This is a genomic window from bacterium (assembly GCA_028821235.1).
Classification (GTDB): Bacteria; Actinomycetota; Acidimicrobiia; order Spongiisociales; family Spongiisociaceae; genus Spongiisocius.
Genome location: JAPPGV010000063.1, coordinates 20,871 through 39,632, shown reverse-complemented (window position 1 = coordinate 39,632; position 18,762 = coordinate 20,871). Strand labels below are relative to the sequence as shown.

Here is an 18,762-nt window from a genome sequence, read left to right as displayed (position 1 = left end):
GCATCCAGTGAGATTGCTGGACACTCCTCTGGCCGCGGGGCTGCTCGACTCGTACCGGTTCCGGTGTATCGGACCGACCCGCGGGGGACGCGTCGTGGCGGTGGCAGGCGATCCGGAACACAGGTCTGTCTTCTACTTCGGGGCTGTTGCCGGTGGAGTGTGGAAGACCGAAGATGCCGGTACCACCTGGCGCAACGTCAGCGACGGCTATCTGAAGACCAGCTCGGTAGGCGCTCTGGCCGTGTCCGAGTCCGACCCCAGCGTGATCTATGCCGGCATGGGGGAGAGCTGCATTCGCGGGGATGTCTCCCACGGGGACGGCGTCTATCGCTCTGGCGACGCCGGGCAGACCTGGACCCATTGCGGTCTCGCCGACACTCGGCACATCGGTGAGATCCGAGTTCACCCCAAGGACCCCCGCCACGTCTATGTCGCGGCGCTGGGTCACGCCTTCGGGCCCAACGAGGAGCGGGGGTTGTTCAGGAGCCTCGACGGTGGAGGGGCCTGGGAGAAGGTCCTCTATGTCTCAGCCGGAGCGGGTGCCGTCGATGTCGTTCTGGACCGGCAGAGCCCGGATGTGATCTACGCCTCGATCTGGGAGGCGCACCGCAACTTCTGGGAGCTGTCGAGCGGGGGGCCGGACAGTGGTTTATGGAAGTCGACCGACGGGGGTGACACCTGGCGGGAGATCACCCGGAACAGGGGTCTTCCACAGGAAGCCGTCATAGGCAAGATCGGTGTCACGGCGTCACCGGTCCGATCAGGCCGGGTCTGGGCGCTGATAGAGGCTACCGAGGGGCCGGGGCTATACCGCTCTGACGATTTCGGCGAGACGTGGGACTTCGTCAGCTCCAAGGCCGAGCTCCGTGGTCGCCCCTGGTACTACATGCACGTCTTCGCCGACACCCAGGAGCCGGACACGGTCTTCGTCAACAACGGACGGATGTGGAAGTCGACCAACGGCGGTGAGGATTTCACCCGGGTCGCCTCCCCGCACGGCGACAACCATGACCTCTGGATCGACATCGATGACAACCAGCGCATGGTCCAGGGCAACGACGGTGGAGCCACCGTCTCCTTCAACGGCGGAGAGTCGTGGACTCCGATCTACAACCAGATGACCGCACAGTTCTACACGGTGGCCACCGATGACCGTGAGCCCTACTACTACGTGTACGGGACTCAACAGGACAGCTCGAGCATCGCGGTGCCCAGCGGCACGATCGACGGCGCCATCGTGTGGTCGGACTGCTACGCGGCGGGGCCCGGGGAGAGCGGTTTCATCGCGGTCCGTCCCGACGACCCCGACACCGTCTTCGTCGGCTCCGTCGGAACCTCTCCGGGCGGCGGAGGGGCGCTGGTTCGCTACGACCACCGCAGCGGTCAGATGCAGTTGGTGAACGTCTGGCCCCAGTCTCACGCCGGAATCGGCCCTGGTGAGCTGAAGTATCGGTTCGCCTGGACCTTTCCCATTCTCTTCTCCCCGCACAACTCATCGGTTCTCTACACGGCAGGGAACGTCGTCTTCAAGAGCGCCGACGAGGGCCACACCTGGGAGCCGATCAGTCCCGACCTGAGTCGCAACGACCCTTCGAAGCTGGGTCCCTCCGGCGGTCCGATCACCAAGGACACCAGCGGTGCGGAGCACTACTGCACCGTGGCCACCCTCCGCGAGTGCCCATTGGAGCCCGGGGTCCTCTGGGCCGGGAGTGATGACGGGCTGGTCCATGTCACACGGAACGGCGGGGAGACCTGGAGTGAGGTCACCCCGCCGGACCTCCCGGAGTGGGCTTTCATTCGTACTGTCGAGCCGTCGCCGCACCAAGCCGGAAAGGTCTACGTGGCTGCCACGCGCTACAAACTCGACGACAACGCCCCGTATCTGTACAAGACCACCGATTACGGGCAGACCTGGGAGAGCATCGTCGGTGAAGGCGACACCGCGATTCCACCCGACGACTTCGTCAGGGTGATCCGCGCTGACCCGAATAGGCCCGATCTTCTCTTTCTGGGAACCGAGACCTCCCTCTATCTGTCAACCGACGATGGCGCCGGCTGGGATCGTTGGGAGTCGAACCTCCCGGTGACTCCCATCTATGACCTGACGGTGAAGGGGGCCGATCTCGTGATCGCCACTCACGGCCGCTCGTTCTGGATCCTCGATGACCTGAGCCCGATCTACCGGCTCCTGGACGAACCTCGAGGCAGGGAGCGTCTCTTCGTACCGGGGGAGGTCTGGCGGGTTCTGCCCAACCACTGGGAGTTCTGGCAGACCACCGCGGGAAAGGACTACTGGGTCTCGCCTGGTAAGGCGGCCACCTTCTGGGCCGAACCGGACGAGACCGGTCAGGTGAGACAGACGTATCCGTACGCCGGCGCATCAGGCCCGAGAGGAGCGGCCGTCACCTACGTGCTCGGCGAGGAGGTGACCGCGGATGGGTTCTCGGTTGCGCTGGAGGTCTTGGACGGTGACGGCGACCTGGTGAACCGGTTCGAGCCCGAGCATCCGGGCCGGGACGAGATGGACGCCGACGAGAGAGCGCTGCATGCCGGGCCGTGGATCACCACCAAGCCCGGGTACAACCGGTTCGTGTGGGACCTTCGCTATCCGGGTTCGACGAAGGTGCTGGGCAACGACCGCGGCGGGGAGGCTGATGTGGGCCCGCTGGTGGTTCCGGGCGTCTACCAGGCCCGCCTTGTCATCGTTGACCCCTCCGGGAAGGCGAGGACGCTCACCGAGAGCTTTCGGGTGCGAAACGACCCGAGATCGGACGTCTCTCAGGGGGACCTCGAAGAACAGCTCGCTGCCCTGCTCGGGATTCGGGACCGGATCTCTCGGGCCCATGAAGCGGTGGCGACCATCAGGGACATCAAGAGACAGATCGGACTTTGGCGCGAGCGGTCGGACCTCGGTAAGGAGGCCGGTGCGGCCGCCTCCCGCCTCGAAGAGCAGCTCGACGAGATAGAGGACAAGCTGATGCTGCCCATCGAGAAGAAGGGCGCTCCTGCCCCTAACGAGCCGGCCCGGCTCTGCGAGAGGCTGGCCTCGGTGCTCAGCGTCATCCGCTCGGCCGACACCAAGCCGACGCGGAGTTCGCTTCAGGTGGCTGCCATGCACTCGGCTGAGATCGAGGACGAACTGGCCGATCTCGGCGATCTGCTGGCCACCGAGCTACTCGAGTTCAACGCCCTGATGGACAACGCCGGTCTGCCGGCTTTGAAGACCTGAGGTCGGCTTCCATGTCCTACCCGCATCCCCGGCTTGCGAGCACCACGATCTCCGAGCTGGCAGGCAGGATCGAGCGCCGGCAGCTCAGCTGTGTGGACCTGGCGGGGATGTATCTGGAGAGGATCGCGGCCATCGACCGCCAGGGCCCCCGTTTGAACTCGATCATCGAGTTGAACCCGGACGCGCTCGAGATCGCGGCGAGGCTCGACAAGGAACTCAGCGGTGGAACGACTCGAGGTCCGCTTCACGGCATTCCGGTTCTCGTCAAGGACAACATCAACACGGGAGACCGGATGCAGACGACATCCGGGTCGTTGGCCATGGTGGGCACGCCGGCCGATGAAGATGCTCCGCTGGTAGCGGGACTCCGCCGTGCCGGGGCGCTGATCCTCGGCAAGGCCAACCTCACCGAGTGGGGTGACTACAGATCGCCGAAGTCGATCGACGGCTGGAGCGGTCGGGGAGGCCAGACACGCAACCCGCACGTACTCGACCGGACTCCGCAAGGTTCGAGTGGAGGATCAGCTGTCGCCGTGGCCGCCGGACTGTGTGCGGGTGCAGTGGGCACGGAGACCAATGCCTCGATCGTCAAGCCTGCTGCGGTTGGCTCTGTCGTCGGGATGAAACCGACCGTTTCGACCGTCCCGCGCGGCGGATTGATACCGGTCTCCACCACCCAGGGATCGCCCGGACCCATCGCTCGATCCGTTGTGGACGCTGCGATCCTGCTGACCGCCATGGCCGGCAGCGGCCGCCGTTACGAAGCGGCCTTGGAGGAGAACGATGTGTCCGGTGTCCGCATCGGTGTCCTGCGCGGTCATCCCTTCTCCGGCTACAACCGTTATACCGATGAGGTCTTCGAGGAGGCCCTCGAGGCGCTGCTCGGGCTGGGGGCGGTCCTGATCGACGCGGAGATCCCGTCGACCCCGGAGATGCTCGAGGCCAGCGCCTCCGATGAGCTCTATCTCTGGGAGTTCAAGGCAGGTATCGATGCGTACCTCGAACAGCGCAAAGGTGTGCCGATGAATTGCCTCGAAGACCTGATGGCCTTCAACATCCGGCACTCCGACGTGGAGATGAGGTTCTTCGGCCAGGAGGTCTGGGAGCGCGCCGTGAGTAAGGGGCCTTTGAGCGAGAAGGGGTATGTGGAGGCTCTGGAGCGCCGGCGGCGCCTCTCAAGGCAGGACGGGATCGATGCGACCTTGAGTCGACTCGACCTCGACGCCTTTGTGGTCGCCACCGACCGGCCACCCTACGTGAGGGACCCTGCGGTCGAGCACACTCCGCCCCCCGTGCCGTCGGCTCTGCCCGCGGCGATGGCCGGCTACCCCATCATCACGGTTCCGGCAGGGTTCGTCTTCGGCGACTTGCCGATCGGCGTGAGCTTCTTCGCCGGAGCGGGCAGCGAAAGCCGGCTTCTCGGGATTGCGCAGGCCTTCGAAGGGGCCACGGGCGCCTCTAGACCGCCTCGATTCCTGAAGACCCTCGAACTCGGTTGAGGTCGAAAGGCAGCCTCACCGCCACGCTGGTGCGGCTCTGCGAAGGTCGGGGTCACCCGCCGGCCTGATGGGGCAGGCCTTCGAAGTCCACGTCCAAGACCTGTCGCAGGCGTGCCAACTGGGCATCGATCTGCTCGAAGTAGATCGACACCACGCTCGATGCCTGTCTTGTCGGCTTGGCATCCGCGCTGGCAATGACGCTGATCACCGTCGTCAGGCCTTGGATCAGAGCCTTCTCACCACGACCGAACGTGTCACTCAGGGGGCCGGGGAGGACTATCAACTCCTTCTCGACAGACGCAAGCTCGTCGAGCACAGCCTGGGCTCTCCGAGACGCCATGTTCCCGGTACCGGCCCGTTGCTCGATCCGGCGCCGTGCTTCGCGAAGCCGCGCCAGGGCACCGTGCGCCTCGCTTATCTTGTCGCGTATCGACAAGAGGGCTGAGAGCTGCCGCTCCAGATCGTCTTGCGACACCTCACGTCGGGGATCGTTGACCACCACTAGGGGCGCGGTCTGCGCGCTCGTCGAGCCGTCCAGCCTCTTTACGGTGAGCCTCACCTCGTACTCGCCCGGCACGACGAGGGGGCCTCGATCGGCTTCTCCTCCCGTCGGGCCTCCGGGCAGTGGCATGGCTCCTTCGTGGCGAAGATCCCACACCAAGCGACACATACCCGGGTCCTTGGGCACCCGGGGCGCGACTCCTTCGGGGTCGTCGGGGGCCGACCGGATCGACCTCACCACGCCCTTGTCGCCGTAGAGGAAGTCCAGGGTGATCACCACGCCGGGATCGGACGCGGTCGCGTCGCTCAGGTAATAGTGGATCGCCGCGCCGGTCGGTCCGGTGGAACCGGCGTCGAGATAACGCCGCTCCACCTGCCCCGTCTCGTCTGCCCCGGCCACGAAGGTCGCCGCCTTGCCCAGGGCGGTCCAGTAGTCCTTGCCCTCGGTGGCGACCCACGCCGAAGTCAGATGGGGGAGCACCCTCCAGGTCTCTTTCGGGGTGAACAGGAAGTCGCCGGACAGGGAAGGGTCCTGGGCCAGCCGGCGCAGCGGGGTGAGGTCGTCGGCGATCCAGAAGCCGCGCCCGTGGGTGGCAACGACCAGATCGGGCCCGTGGACCTTCAGGTCGTACACCGGGGTGGTGGGGATAGTGGACCACCTGAGCCAGTTCGACCCGTCGTCCACGGATACGTAGAGGCCGGTCTCGGTTCCTGCATACAGGAGCCCGTCCACAATCGGATCGCTGCGCACCACCCTGACGAAGTCTTCAGCGGCGATGGCTTCATCGCCGTCACCTACAATGCTCACCCAGGTCCGGCCATGATCGTCGGTGCGGAGCAGGAACGGCCGGAAGTCGTCGAGCATGTATCTCGTCGCCGCGAGGTAGGCGGTGCCCCGGCGATGCCGGGACGGCTCGATGTTCTTGACGAAGGTCCACTCAGGAAGGTCGGGCGGTGTGACATCCTCCCATGTGGTCCCTCGGTCTCGGCTCAAGTGGACAAGGCCGTCATCCGACCCGGCCCACAGCAGTTCCGGATCGAGCGGAGACTCGCTCAGCGCTGTGATCGTGCAGTAGTCCTCGGCGCCCGATGTCTCCTTCTTGATGGGCCCACCCGAGAGCTGTTGTTTCTCGGGATCGTTCCGTGTGAGGTCAGGACTGATGACCTCCCAACTGTCACCGACGTCGCGCGACATGAACAGGACGTTTCCAGCCGCATACAGGACGCCCGGGTCATGAGAGGAGAACAGGACCGGGAACGTGAAGTGGAACCGGTACTTGAGATCAGACGGCGCTACACCGTCGTGGGACTCAGGCCAGATGTTGATCAGACGTATCTGCTTGCTGCGGTGGTCATAGTGCTGAAGGGCGGCCCCTCGACCGGGAGAGCTCCCTATCCCCCCCACCACCACCGTGTTGTGGTCACCGGGATGCACTGCCACTGAGCCGCTCTCACCGGTGCCCGTCTCGCGGCAGTCGACCATGGTGATCGCACCATCGGTCGTACCGCTGGGCACGGCAATGGTGGAGTTGTCCTGCTGGGTGCCGTAGACGTAGAAGAAGGGTGCGCGGTTGTCCGTGTCCAGCCGGTAGATCTGCGCTGTGAGCTGGTTATTGACGGTGCTCCAGGACGCTCCGGCGTCGAAGGAGACATTGGCGCCCCCGTCGTTGGCCGAGATCATGCGGAGGTTGTCCCCAGGGTCGATCCAGAGGTCGTGGTTGTCATCATGCTGGGTGGCGATTCTCTCGAAACTGACACCCCCATCATCGGATCGCCACATGTGCGAGTTCATGACATAGACCCGATCCTCGCGCAGCGGGTCGGCCTTGACGTGGGTGAAGTAGAAGGGTCGGTTGCGGAGCTCACGCTTCGCGCTCACCAGACTCCACGCCCGGCCGAAGTCGTCGGACCGGTAGAGGCCCGGCGCCTCGGGCGATTCGATCAAGGCCCAGAGCCTTCCGGGGCGCGCTCCGGAGGCCGCCAGTCCCACCCGGCCGATGATCGCCGACCGGGGAAGCCCCTCGTTCCGCGTGATCTCGGTCCAACTGTCGCCGCCGTCGGTCGATCTCCAGATCCCGCTGTCGGGCCCCCCGCTGATCATGTCCCAGAAAGTACGCCGAGCTTCCCAGACGGCCGCGTACAGCATGTCGCGAGAGCCCGCGTCCATGGTGATGTCGATTGCGCCGGCTTTGGTGCTCGTGTGAAGCACCCTTTGCCACGTGTCGCCGCCATCGAGGGTTCGATAGATCCCGCGTTCGGGATTGGCGCCGAATGCGTGGCCCAGGGCGGCCACGTAGACACGGTCCGGGTCGGACGGGTCGACCAGGACCTCCCCGATGTGCCGAGTGTCCGCCAGACCCGTGTGGTCCCACGTGTCGCCGCCGTCCCGCGATCGGTACACACCGTCGCCGGGCGAGACATCGTTGCGGATGCAGGCTTCTCCCATCCCCGCATAGATGATTCCGGGGTCCGTGGGTGAGACCGCCAGGGCGCCCACTGATGCCGTTCTCAAGTACCCGTCACTGACGTTCTCCCAGGTCAACCCGGCGTCAGACGTCTTCCAAATGCCTCCTGCGGCTGCTCCGAGGTAGAAGACAGAACGTCGGTCGGGATCCCCGGCGACCGCGACCGATCTGCCCCCGCGAGGAGGGCCGATGCAGCGAAACCTGATGCCGCTCAGAACCTGGCGTGTGGGGTGCCTGCTCGACAACTACCTCATCTTCCTTTCCTCTACAGGGGGCGCATGGGGATCCGGCGGACCAGATCCGGCCTCGAGTCTCCGACAGGATGCCCGCCCGCCCGAGACAGCCTGTCGGCAATATACAATCCGACCAACCTACCGACAGGGCGAAGAAACTCAGAGTAAGTTCGATTGGAGCCGCTCCTAGCGATCGATCCGACTAACCGAGTTGGGAGCGTTGACGGAGTCAACCGGACGTCCATCGAAAATGTCCTGCAACACCCAACGCCTTTGCATGCACGTGGTCACGGCGCCGTGAAGCCGATGGCCACCCGCGTTTATCCGTCGCTGGCCGTACCGGCCTACCGATTGCTCTGGTGGGGCATGGTCCCCTCGCTTCTCGCGTTTCATATGGGTGTGGTTGCCGGTGGTTATGCCGCGGTGACCCTCACTGGGTCGGCATTCATCGTGGGGTTGGTTGGCGGCGCCTGGGGCATCCCGGTGGCGTTGATCCCGTTTGCGGGAGGAGCCGCCGCGGATCACCGCTCGAGAAGGCGCATCATGGTTGCCTCCCACCTCGCCGTGGCAGGGTCGGCCGGACTCATCGCCGTACTCTTTCTGACCCAGACCCTGACATGGTGGGCTCTGGTCATTCATGGGCTGGTGCTCGGCGTAACCCTCTCGTTTCTTACTCCCGCCCGCATCGCCTATTCGATCGATGCCGTCGAGCACCGGCTCGTAGCCAACACGATGGCTGCCTTCTTCTTCATCTCGCAGTTCATCGCGATCGTCGGACCGGTCGCGGCCGGAGTGCTCCTGCGCTTGCCGGTGGTCGGCATCGGCTGGACGTACGTCGTCATCGGCTGGCTCTATGTGGTCGCAGCCATAGTCCATTCCCGGCTGCCCGAGACGCCGACGATTAGCAATGGCCCAGTCAACGGCGCGGTCACGACCTGGGGCCAGGTGCGCGGCGGCATCACATTCGCGTTGTCGAACCCGCCCCTACCCAAGCTCCTCGGCCTCACCGCTCTGATCGCCTTCGGGGGCATGGCCTACGTGTACGTGCTGCCGATCTTCACCGATCAGACCCTCCAGGCCGGGCCCGAGGAGTTGGGACTGTTGGTGGCCGCGAGCGGAGTCGGCGGGTTGATGGGGGCCCTCGCCGACTCGGCCTTCTCCGAACCGCGGCGTCTCTGGCTGGCCCAACGGTTCGCAGTCTTCGGTTTGGGACTCGGACTGGTGGCATTCGGAACAGCCCGCTCGGTTTGGGTCGCGATGGCTTGGGTCGGGCTCATCGGGTTCTGCTTCACGACGGGGTTGATCGCAAACAGCTCACTGCTGATGACGCACCCTGATGCGAAACGTTTTCGCGGCCGGCTGGCGAGCCTGTACCAGGTGGGGGTGGCCCTGGGTCCGATCGGTGCGATTCCGGTCGGCTTGCTGGCCGACGGGGTTGGGCCCAACCTGGCTGTAAGCCTCGTCGGCGTGGCGGTACTCGTCGCCGCGGCGCTGTCCACACGGAACCGAATGAGCGTGTCTTCGTCGAGCCCCTTCGGTGACCAGCCGTGAGCTTCGGTGCTGCCAGCGGTCCGGATGCCGTGCCGCCGGGTCCTGTTGTGGAACGCACGCTTCCCACGTCGGCCGATGTCGTGGTGATCGGTGGCGGGATCATGGGTGTCGCCAGTGCGTTGTTTCTTGCTCGGGCAGGTCGATCGGTGGCTGTGATCGAGAAGGGAAGGATCGCCGGGGAACAGTCGGGACGGAACTGGGGCTGGATACGGCAACAGGCTCGGGATGTCGACGAGTTGCCGTTGATGATCGAGTCCAACCGGATATGGCGGACAGCCGAGCGTGATCTGGGGGCTGACATCGAATGGACCCAAGGGGGAAACCTCGCGCTCGCAAGGGATCCGGTCCGTATCGCCTTCTTCAAGGAGTGGCTCGCCGTCGCTCGCGAGGCCGGATTGGACAGCCGGCTCCTGACCCCGTCCGACGTGTCGGCGGTCTTGCCCGAAGTCCACGGGCGATGGAAGGGCGCGATGTTCACGCCGAGCGATGGGCACGCCGAACCGACCAAGGCTACGTGGGCGTTCGCGCGGGCGGCCGAGAGGGCAGGGGCAACCATCATCGAGGGATGCGCGGTGGATCGGATCACGGTCGAGCGGGGCCGAGTGACAGGAGTCTCGACCGAGAGGGGTGTCATCCGGGCCCGGCACGTGATCTGTGCGGCCGGGGTCTGGTCGGCGCGGCTACTACGTGGCGTGGGTATCGACTTGCCGGTCCGGATCGTCCGGGCCACGGTGGCCAGCACCACCCCGATCGACCCGCTGACCGAGATAGCCGTCGGCTACCACCCGGTTGTGTCTCTCCGGCAGCGTCGCGATGGCACCCTGTACATCGCCGCAAGCGGGGGCGATCACGACGTCACGCTCCAGTCCTTCCGTCACCTTCGCATGTTCCTCCCGAACTACGTGAAGAACCGCCGGATGCTCCGGGTCCACGTCGGACGTCCGCTGGGAAGGGACGTCACCAACGCCGTGCTCCGCCGGAGACGCCACCGGCTTCCATGGCGGACCCAGCGGGTGCTCGCACCTTCGGCAAGCGAGGAGCAAGTTCGCAAGAGTGTCGTCGAGTTCCAGAAGATGTTCCCGGACCTGGAGTTCGAAGTCGCCCACACCTGGGCCGGTTACATCGATTCGACACCGGATGCAGTCCCCGTCATCGACCTACTCGATCGGCCGGCCGGTTTGGTCATCGCCACCGGGTTCAGCGGGCACGGCTTCGGCATGGGCCCGATCGTCGGACGCGTCATAACGGAGCTCGTCGTAGACGGGAACTCGTCATTCGACCTCTCCGCCTTCCGTCTGTCTCGTTTCGCGGACGGCAGCTACAAGAAGCCGCGCCTCGTCTCTTGAGCCTGCGCGACCTGCTCGGACGACCCAAATGAGGGCTAGGGGCGCCGCCCGCCCTGGCCATACATCGCAAGCCGGGGGCGGCCAGACAACGGAAGTGACCCATGAAACTCCTGCAAGAGCTTGAAACCCACGGGGGAAATCACCTCTACATCGACGGTGAGTGGCGGGAATCGTCAGACAGCCACGAGTTCCCCGTCCTCAATCCGGCGACCGAAGAGGTGCTCACCCATGTCTCGAGCGCATCAACGGAGGATGCCGTCGCCGCGGTCGCCGCAGCTCATGAGGCGGGGTCTGAGTTCGCCGCGCTGACGCCGCGAGAGCGTTCGGAGATCCTGCGTAGGGCCTTCGAGCTCATGACGGAGCGAAGCGAGATGATCGCGGAGTTGATCGTGGCCGAGATGGGCAAGGCTCTGCCCGAGGCGAGAGCCGAGGCAGCCTATGCGGCCGAGTTCTTCCGGTGGTTCTCCGGTGAGGCGTTGAGGAACATCGGGTACATCACCACCGCTCCCGGAGGAGACAAGCGGATCATCGCCGTCCACCAGCCGATAGGCGTCTCCCTTCTGGTCACGCCGTGGAACTTCCCGGCCGCAATGGCCACCCGGAAGATCGGCCCGGCCATCGCCGCAGGGTGCGCCATGGTGCTGAAGCCGGCCTCGGACACGCCACTGACAGCCCTGGCGATAGTCCGGATTATGGAAGAGGCGGGACTCCCGAAAGGCGTCCTCAACGTGCTTCCCTCCCGGCGTTCGGGCGAGGTGGTGGCGGCCATGCTGGCCGATGAAAGGGTGATGAACCTCTCGTTCACGGGCTCGACCGAGGTGGGGAGGCTGCTCCTGGAGTTGGCCGCTGCCCGGGTCGTGCGCTGCTCGATGGAACTCGGCGGAAACGCCCCCTTCCTCGTGTTCGACGATGCGGACATCGATGCCGCCGTCGAGGGGGCGATGGTCGCCAAGATGCGGAACGGAGGCCAATCTTGTATTGCCGCCAACCGTGTCTACGTCCAGAGCTCGGTGGCTGACGCATTCACCGGACGTCTGGCAAGCGCGATGGCTTCGGTGCGGATGGGTCCGGGTATGGAACAAGGCGTCACTCTCGGGCCGGTCATAAACGAGCAAGCCGTCGACGACATGTCAGGCCTGGTCGAGGCGTCAACCGTCAACGGCTCCGATGTTCGTGTGGGCGGAGGGCGGCCCGACGGCCGCGGCTACTTCTTCGAACCGACTGTCTTGTCGAACGTGAGCCTTACGGATCCGATTCTCGACACCGAGATCTTCGGTCCCATCGCCCCGGTCGTGACCTTTGACACCGACGACGAGGCCTTGGCTCTGGCCAACGACACGATCTACGGGTTGGCCGCCTACGTCTACACATCGAGCCTTGCCCGCGGCCTGAGTGCCTCGGAGGCCATTCAAGCCGGGATGGTCGGGATCAACCGAGGCGTGATGTCCGACCCGGCCGCGCCGTTCGGAGGCATGAAACAATCGGGACTGGGTCGAGAGGGCAGTCACGAAGGAATGATGGAATTCCTGGAGACCAAGTACATCGCAGCAGAGTGGTAACCCGAACCCGGCGGATCATCCAAGAGGGCGCGCGGATTGCTTGGCCGGGTGGGGTTCCAACGGCCATGGCTTGGCCGTGGGTCGATCGTGGGATGCCTGCTCCCTGAGCTGACTCCTCGAGAGGGAAGAGCCGGGCCGGGTACTCTTGTGTACTTCATGGAGCACTTTGCCGGCTGATCTTTCGACTCCCCACCAGGACGACGCCTGGGATCTGGACACGTTGTTGCTTCACGGGTGGTCGGAGCCGAACGCGGACGGAGCCATCGTCCCGCCGATACACCCGGCCTCGACCTTCGTCAGAAGTCGTATCGACGACGATGCTCGCTACCAGTACGCTCGGCGGGCCAATCCCACTCGTGATGCGCTCGAATCCCTCCTCGCCGGCCTCGAACATGGTGTGTCCGCTTCCGCGTTCTCATCCGGTATGGCCGCGATCAATGCGGTGCTTCAGCTCCTATCGGCAGGTGACCGCGCCGTCGTCGGGTACGACAGTTACCTCAGTACCTATCACCTCTTTGCAAACGATCTGCCTCGGTACGGTGTCGAGGCCGATTTCGTCGATCTCTCCGATCCGGAGGCCGTGCAGGCCGCAATCAAGCCGAACACCCGACTGATCTGGATCGAGACGCCGACTAATCCACTGCTCGACATCGTGGACCTGAAGGCCCTTGCGGAGATCGCCCGCGGGATCGGTGCGCTGAGTGTCGTCGACAACACCTTCGCGTCTCCCTACTGCCAGAATCCGCTCGATCACGGCGTGGACCTCGTGGTCCATAGCACTACCAAGTATCTCGGAGGACACAGCGATCTGCTCGGCGGAGCGGTGACCTCCAACTCGGAAGATCTCGCTCGGCGTATCGCCGATCGCCAGTACCTCCTGGGCGCTATCCCCAGCCCGTTCGACAGCTGGCTGCTCATGCGGGGCATCCGAACTCTCGGTGTCCGGATGCGCCGGCAAATGACCAATGCCCAAGCGGTAGCCGAATGGTTGGACGATGATCCGCGGGTGGTTCGGGTCTTCTATCCGGGACTCTCAGGCCATCCACAGCACGAGTTGGCGCATGCGCAAATGCCCGGCGGGTTCGGCGCCATGGTTTCGTTCGAGATCAGAGGCGGCTCGGAGGCGGCCAGGCTTGTCTCTGAGCGAACAGCGCTGTTCCGGCTGGCTACGAGCCTGGGCGGTGTCGAATCGCTCATCTTTCCGCCCACGGCCTGGCTCGAAACCGACCCCGAACTGATGGCAGCTATCCCGAGATCGCCGTGGGCACACCATCCCGGTTTGAACAGGCTGTCGATCGGGATCGAATCCGACGAGGACCTCATCAACGACCTGGATCGAGCCCTCGGGTAGATGGAGGATGTCATGACGAGCTGGAATCTGGGCGAGAGCTACGACTTCCACGGCCAGACCGTTCGGTACGGGGTCATGGGCTCGGGCTCTCCGATGGTCCTCGTGCACGGTACGCCCTTTTCGTCCTACGTGTGGCATCGGATCGCCCCGTACCTGGTCGAGCGGTACGAGGTCTTCTTCTATGACCTGCTCGGCTACGGGCAGTCGGAGATGCGCGACGGGCAGGACGTGTCGCTTCCCGTTCAGAACCAGCTCCTCGCCGAGCTTCTGGTCCACTGGGGGCTCGACCGGCCGGACGTCGTCGGCCACGATATCGGTGGGACGACCGCCCTGAGGACGCACTTGCTCAACGGACGCGAGTACCGGAACCTCGTCCTGATCGATCCGGTCGCCCTCCGGCCATGGTGTCAGGGACTTGATCAGACGATCCGCGGCCACGAAGGCGCTTTCTCGAGCCTGTCGCTGTCCATCCACACCGCTGTCGTCTCGGCGTACATCCGCCAGACGGTCCGGCGAGCGTTTCCTGACGACGAACTTGCGCCCTACCTGGAGCCGTGGCTGGGCGATGTCGGGCAGGCCGCGTTCTACCGGCAGATGAGCCAGTGTGACGTGCGGTTCACCGACGAGATCGAGCCGCGCTACGGCGAGGTGCGCTGCCCGACGTTCATCCTCTGGGGCGAAGAGGACCGATGGCTGCTCAGCGAGCAGGGGCTCCGCTTGAAGGCGCTCATCCCGTCGGCCGAACTCCGCCTGGTGGCCGGTGCCGGCCACCTCGTCCAGGAGGACGCCCCCGAAGCGATCGTCGCGACGCTTCTCGACGCCCTCGGATGACAATCGGCGGCTACTCGCCCGTTCCATCCGGAGCCGGGATTGTTATGGTTGGCAACAGTTACCAGTTATCGGCTTTGGCCCGGTCCTGGGTTTCGCTCCGTCCGCGGGTTCTGAGGGAGATTGAGGTGGCAAACGGCAGCGAGACGACTTCATGAGCCGGACGAGCCCGGCCGACCAGGACGTCTTGCTGCGCGTGGACGAGTTGAGTACGTGGTTCGCCAAGGACGACCAGGTCATCAAGGCGGCGGACAAGGTCAGTTTCTCGATCAAGAAGGGCGAGATCGTAGGCCTGGTCGGGGAATCCGGTTCGGGAAAGACCGTCACCGCACGGTCGATCGCCAGGCTGATATCGCCGCCCGGCAAGATCGTGGGTGGCCAGGTGTTTCTCGGCGAGACGAGCCTCCTCGACCTCGATGAGGATGAGATGAACGCCGTCCGTGGCGATCAGATAGGAATGCTGTTCCAAGAGCCGAGGGTCATGCTTGACCCCACGTGTCGGGTAGGTAACCAGGTTGGCGAGCCCCTCAGAATCCACCGCTCGACATCGAAGCGGGACGCCTGGTCCACGGCGGTCGGCCTGCTCCGGGATGTCGAGATCCCGGATCCGGAAGAACGAGCCCGGAGCTATGCCATCGATATCTCCGGAGGCATGGCCCAGAGGGTCATGATCGCCACGGCTCTTGCCGCCGAGCCCGATCTGCTCATCGCCGACGAGCCGACCACCGCGCTCGACGTGACGGTGCAGGCTCAGATCCTCCAGCTGCTGCAGCAAGAATGCCGAGAGCGCGGGATGGCGATGCTGCTCATCACGCACGACCTCGGAGTGGTTGCGGCGATTGCCGACCGGGTGCTGGTCATGTACTCGGGCCAACTCGTAGCCGAAGGAACGACTGTAGAGATTCTGCGGGGGCCTCTGCATCCGTACACGTGTGCTCTGGTGGCATGTGCATCGCTGGCGACCGCGGACGGGGAGCTGGTGACGATTCGCCCCAGCAGCGAGGATCTGGGCGAGGGATGTCGCTTCTTCGACCGCTGCGACGTCCACGACCGGGTGGGCATCAGCGATCGATGTCGTGACGAGATGCCATCGCTCGTGGAATCCCAGGCGGGTCGGCGAACCAGATGCCACGCCATAGAACTAGGCCACGGAGAGGCGGCCGGTGTCTGACACCCGCGACTCCTCGGCCTCTGTGCCCCTGCTCAGCCTCCAAGAGGTCGCGAAGACCTTCCGGCATCGCAAGCAGCATATCTTCGACAAGCCGGCGTCGGTCCGTGCGGTTCGCGGTGTCACTTTCGATCTGGACCGGGGGGAGAGCCTCGGCCTGGTCGGTGAGTCCGGTTGCGGAAAGAGCACTCTCGCACGGTTGATCCTGGGTCTGCTCGCCCCTACCAGCGGAGTGGTCAAGCTGAACGGTCAGGACATCTCCGTCTTGGGATCACGGGAGATGAAGGGTCTGCGCCGGCAAGCACAGATGGTCTTTCAAGACCCACATTCCTCACTCGATCCGCGGATGCGCCTGGGAACCAGCATCGCAACAGCCTTGCGCCAGCATGGGGTCGGCACCCGCGACGAGCAGCACGCCAGGGTCGTTGAGACCCTGGACAAGGTGGGGCTGAGCGCCGACTACGCGAACCGGTATCCGCATGAGTGCTCCGGTGGTCAGCTGCAGCGGGTGGGGATCTCTCGAGCCCTTGTTCTGGGTCCGGAGCTGATCGTATGCGACGAACCCACATCCGCCCTTGATGTCTCGGTGCAGGCCCAGGTGCTCAACCTTCTCAACGGGCTCCGTGAAGACCTGGGGCTGACCTATGTGTTCATAAGTCACGACCTGGACGTGGTGCGTCGCGTCTCGACCCGGATCGCAGTGATGTACCTCGGAGAGATCGTCGAGATGACAGCTACTGATGAGCTCTTCGAGAACCCGCTCCACCCTTACACCCAGGCTCTGATCAGCTCGATCCCGTCTCTCGAGCCGGGCGCTTTCGCTCCCGTTCCGATGCGCGGGGAGATCCCGAGCCCACTCTCTCCGCCCCCGGGTTGCAGCTTCCACACCCGGTGTCCGCTGGCCGAGGCCAGATGCTTGGAGCAGTCACCGCCCTTGGAGGAGGTCGAGGCCGAGCACGGTGCGGCTTGCTGGCGGTGGGAGCAGGCCAAGAAGAGCCTGTCATCCGTCACCGTGGGAGATCGTTGATGCCGTAGCGGCGGTGCCCCATCCGAAGGGGTGTTTTCAATCGGCGACGCCCGCACCCTGGATTGTCGACAGTTGACAGTATGCGCATACAGCAATAGATTTGGTACCCCGCATCCGGGGGCGGCTCACCTGAGAGGAAGGCTTCGTAATGAAATATCGGAATAGATTGTTGGCGGCTTTGGCTGCCATGGCGCTGATAGCCGCCGCGTGCGGAGATACGGCTGACGAGGTAGAGGACACAGCACCCGCCACGACGGCCACGACAGCCGCCCCCACGGACACAGCGCCTGCCACGACCGCTGCGCCGGAGGCTCCGGCAACGACCCAAGCTGACGATAGTGCCCCCGACACCACGGCTGCGCCGGCCGCGCCGGCAGAGCCGGCCGGAACGCTGGCAGTGACCGAGACGTTCGGCCCTAACGCAGGTTGGGGGATCGAGACCGACGATGCCCTCCTCTTCACCAACTATGGAATCGCCGAGCCGTTGGTGGTCGTGGACTTCGACGGCAATCTTGTTCCCGGGCTGGCCACGTCCTGGGAGCGCCGCTCTGAACTCGAGTGGGCGTTCGAGATTCGCTCCGGGGTCACCTTCCATGATGGTTCGGACCTGACCGCGACGGCGGTGGCCGACGCTCTCAACTACTTGCTCGACTCACCGACTCCTCCCCGTGGTCTGAGCAGGTCCATCGTCGCCACGGTGGCCGTCGAAGGCGACTCCACCGTGGTCATGACGACCAACGGTCCCGACGCCGTGCTGCCACAGCGTCTGGTGAGCGGCAACAGTGCCATCCTCTCTCCCTCTGCGTACCTTCCCGACCGGACGATCGACCCCTTCGCGGGGGGAACGGGCCCCTTCGTGCTGGTTGACATAGTTCCCGACCAGCTGATAAGGCTCGAAGCCAATCCGAATTACTGGGGCGAGGCGCCGAAGCTTGCCGGCTTTGAGGTCTTCTTCGTCCCGGACGGGCAGGTCAGGTCCGGGATGCTCCGGTCGGGCGAAGCCCAGATCATCGCCCAGGTCCCCATCACCGACCTGCCGTTGCTCGAGGGCGACCCCAACCTGGTCGTGTTGAAGACCCCGTTGCCACGCACGACCTCGGTCTATCTGAACAACATTGCCGGCCCCACCACGAACCAGACCGTACGAGAGGCGGTCAACTACGCGATCGATCGCGAATTGATCGCTGCCGCGGTGCTCGAGGGTTCCGATGATCCGGCCATCGGTCCGTTCCCGTTCTGGGAGGAATGGGCCGACCCGACCATCAGGGCGTTCCCGTACGAGCCCGACACAGCCAGGGCATTGCTGGCCGAAGCCGGATACGGAGACGACAATCCGCTGAGGCTGCGTCTCTGGACCTACATCGAACGACCCCAGTTGTCCGACATCGCCGTGGCTATGCAAGCGATGCTCCGAGACGTCGGAATTAGCACCGAGTTGACCATTACCGAGTACGGACCCTTGGAGGGCAGCGTCCTCGCCGGCGACTTCGACCTGTTCATACTGTCGCGGTCCCATCTGCTGGACGTGTACGACCCGATCGGGTTCCTCGAGGCCGACTACGGGTGCGAAGGTGGCTACAACCTGAGTCACTTCTGCGATGCCGAGTTCGACGCCGCGCTCACCGCGGCGAGAGGCATGGACACGGCGGAGCGGTACGCGGTATACGGGGAGCTTTCCGGCGTCCTTCAAGATCGGGCGATCACCGGGTTCCTTACCCACCAGATCGCCATCGACGCGCACAGCAGCAATGTGGTCGGATACCGGACCCACCCCATGGGCCACTACGTGATCACCACCGACGTCGCTGTGACCGGATGATCGAGACTCTATGAAACGACGTACCAGGTGACCGGTTGGTACCGGATTCGGCGGAGAGGTTCCTGACGAACCTCTCCGCCCTCCGTATCGAAGAAGTGCCGGGTCCGCGATCGGCGCATCCCCGCGTCATCAGGGACAGTCCGGCTCGCGCTATGGCTCGTCGGCCAACTCCGCAGGGCCTGCAAC

General features: G+C 64.7%; 11 protein-coding genes. 10 read left to right on the top strand and 1 reads right to left on the bottom strand.

All coding sequences use genetic code 11. The features are described from left to right. Positions 1-13 precede the first annotated feature (13 nt). Together OXK16_06885 and OXK16_06880 are read left to right on the top strand one after the other, a co-directional pair. The gene (locus OXK16_06885; GenBank protein ID MDE0375670.1) at positions 14-3,229 is read left to right on the top strand and encodes a glycosyl hydrolase; all 3,216 of its coding nucleotides are present in this window, start codon (positions 14-16) and stop codon (positions 3,227-3,229) included. An 11-nt stretch (positions 3,230-3,240) separates the two neighbouring features. After that, complete coding sequence (locus tag OXK16_06880; GenBank protein ID MDE0375669.1) at positions 3,241-4,728, top strand: amidase family protein; 1,488 nt, start codon at positions 3,241-3,243, stop codon at positions 4,726-4,728. A gap of 52 nt (positions 4,729-4,780) precedes the next feature. On the opposite strand, the gene OXK16_06875 is transcribed toward OXK16_06880, so the two are convergent. Further along, complete coding sequence (locus OXK16_06875) at positions 4,781-7,741, bottom strand: glycosyl hydrolase (protein MDE0375668.1); 2,961 nt, start codon at positions 7,739-7,741, stop codon at positions 4,781-4,783. A 492-nt stretch (positions 7,742-8,233) separates the two neighbouring features. On the opposite strand from OXK16_06875, the gene OXK16_06870 reads away from it, so the two are divergent. From OXK16_06870 to OXK16_06835, 8 genes are all read left to right on the top strand, one after another. Then, positions 8,234-9,478 carry an MFS transporter gene (locus tag OXK16_06870; protein ID MDE0375667.1) on the top strand — a complete coding sequence of 415 codons (1,245 nt, stop codon included), beginning with the start codon at positions 8,234-8,236 and terminating at the stop codon, positions 9,476-9,478. Beyond that, a complete protein-coding gene (locus OXK16_06865; protein MDE0375666.1) occupies positions 9,475-10,824 on the top strand; it encodes an FAD-dependent oxidoreductase in 1,350 nt (449 codons plus the stop codon). The genes OXK16_06870 and OXK16_06865 overlap by 4 nt, the downstream gene beginning before the upstream one ends. Positions 10,825-10,925: 101 nt before the next feature. Beyond that, on the top strand, positions 10,926-12,383 hold the full coding sequence (locus OXK16_06860) for an NAD-dependent succinate-semialdehyde dehydrogenase (protein MDE0375665.1): 1,458 nt from the start codon (positions 10,926-10,928) through the stop codon (positions 12,381-12,383). 166 nt (positions 12,384-12,549) lie between these two features. Next, entirely contained in the window at positions 12,550-13,734 is a 1,185-nt protein-coding gene (locus tag OXK16_06855; GenBank protein MDE0375664.1) for an aminotransferase class I/II-fold pyridoxal phosphate-dependent enzyme, read from the top strand. 12 nt (positions 13,735-13,746) lie between these two features. After that, positions 13,747-14,565 carry an alpha/beta hydrolase gene (locus OXK16_06850; protein MDE0375663.1) on the top strand — a complete coding sequence of 273 codons (819 nt, stop codon included), beginning with the start codon at positions 13,747-13,749 and terminating at the stop codon, positions 14,563-14,565. Between the two features lie 151 nt (positions 14,566-14,716). After that, positions 14,717-15,733, top strand: a complete 1,017-nt coding sequence (locus OXK16_06845) for an ABC transporter ATP-binding protein (protein ID MDE0375662.1) — start codon at positions 14,717-14,719, stop codon at positions 15,731-15,733. Then, a complete protein-coding gene (locus OXK16_06840) occupies positions 15,726-16,757 on the top strand; it encodes an ABC transporter ATP-binding protein (GenBank protein MDE0375661.1) in 1,032 nt (343 codons plus the stop codon). Before OXK16_06845 ends, OXK16_06840 begins: the two co-directional genes overlap by 8 nt. Positions 16,758-16,926: 169 nt before the next feature. Beyond that, positions 16,927-18,576, top strand: a complete 1,650-nt coding sequence (locus OXK16_06835) for an ABC transporter substrate-binding protein (GenBank protein MDE0375660.1) — start codon at positions 16,927-16,929, stop codon at positions 18,574-18,576. The last annotated feature ends 186 nt before the right edge of the window (positions 18,577-18,762 follow it).

Coding starts and splice junctions, on each gene's coding strand:
- OXK16_06880 (MDE0375669.1), top strand. CDS start 3,241: ATGTCCTACCCGCATCCCCGGCTTGCGAGCACCACGATCTCCGAGCTG.
- OXK16_06870 (MDE0375667.1), top strand. CDS start 8,234: ATGGCCACCCGCGTTTATCCGTCGCTGGCCGTACCGGCCTACCGATTG.
- OXK16_06860 (MDE0375665.1), top strand. CDS start 10,926: ATGAAACTCCTGCAAGAGCTTGAAACCCACGGGGGAAATCACCTCTAC.
- OXK16_06850 (MDE0375663.1), top strand. CDS start 13,747: ATGACGAGCTGGAATCTGGGCGAGAGCTACGACTTCCACGGCCAGACC.
- OXK16_06845 (MDE0375662.1), top strand. CDS start 14,717: ATGAGCCGGACGAGCCCGGCCGACCAGGACGTCTTGCTGCGCGTGGAC.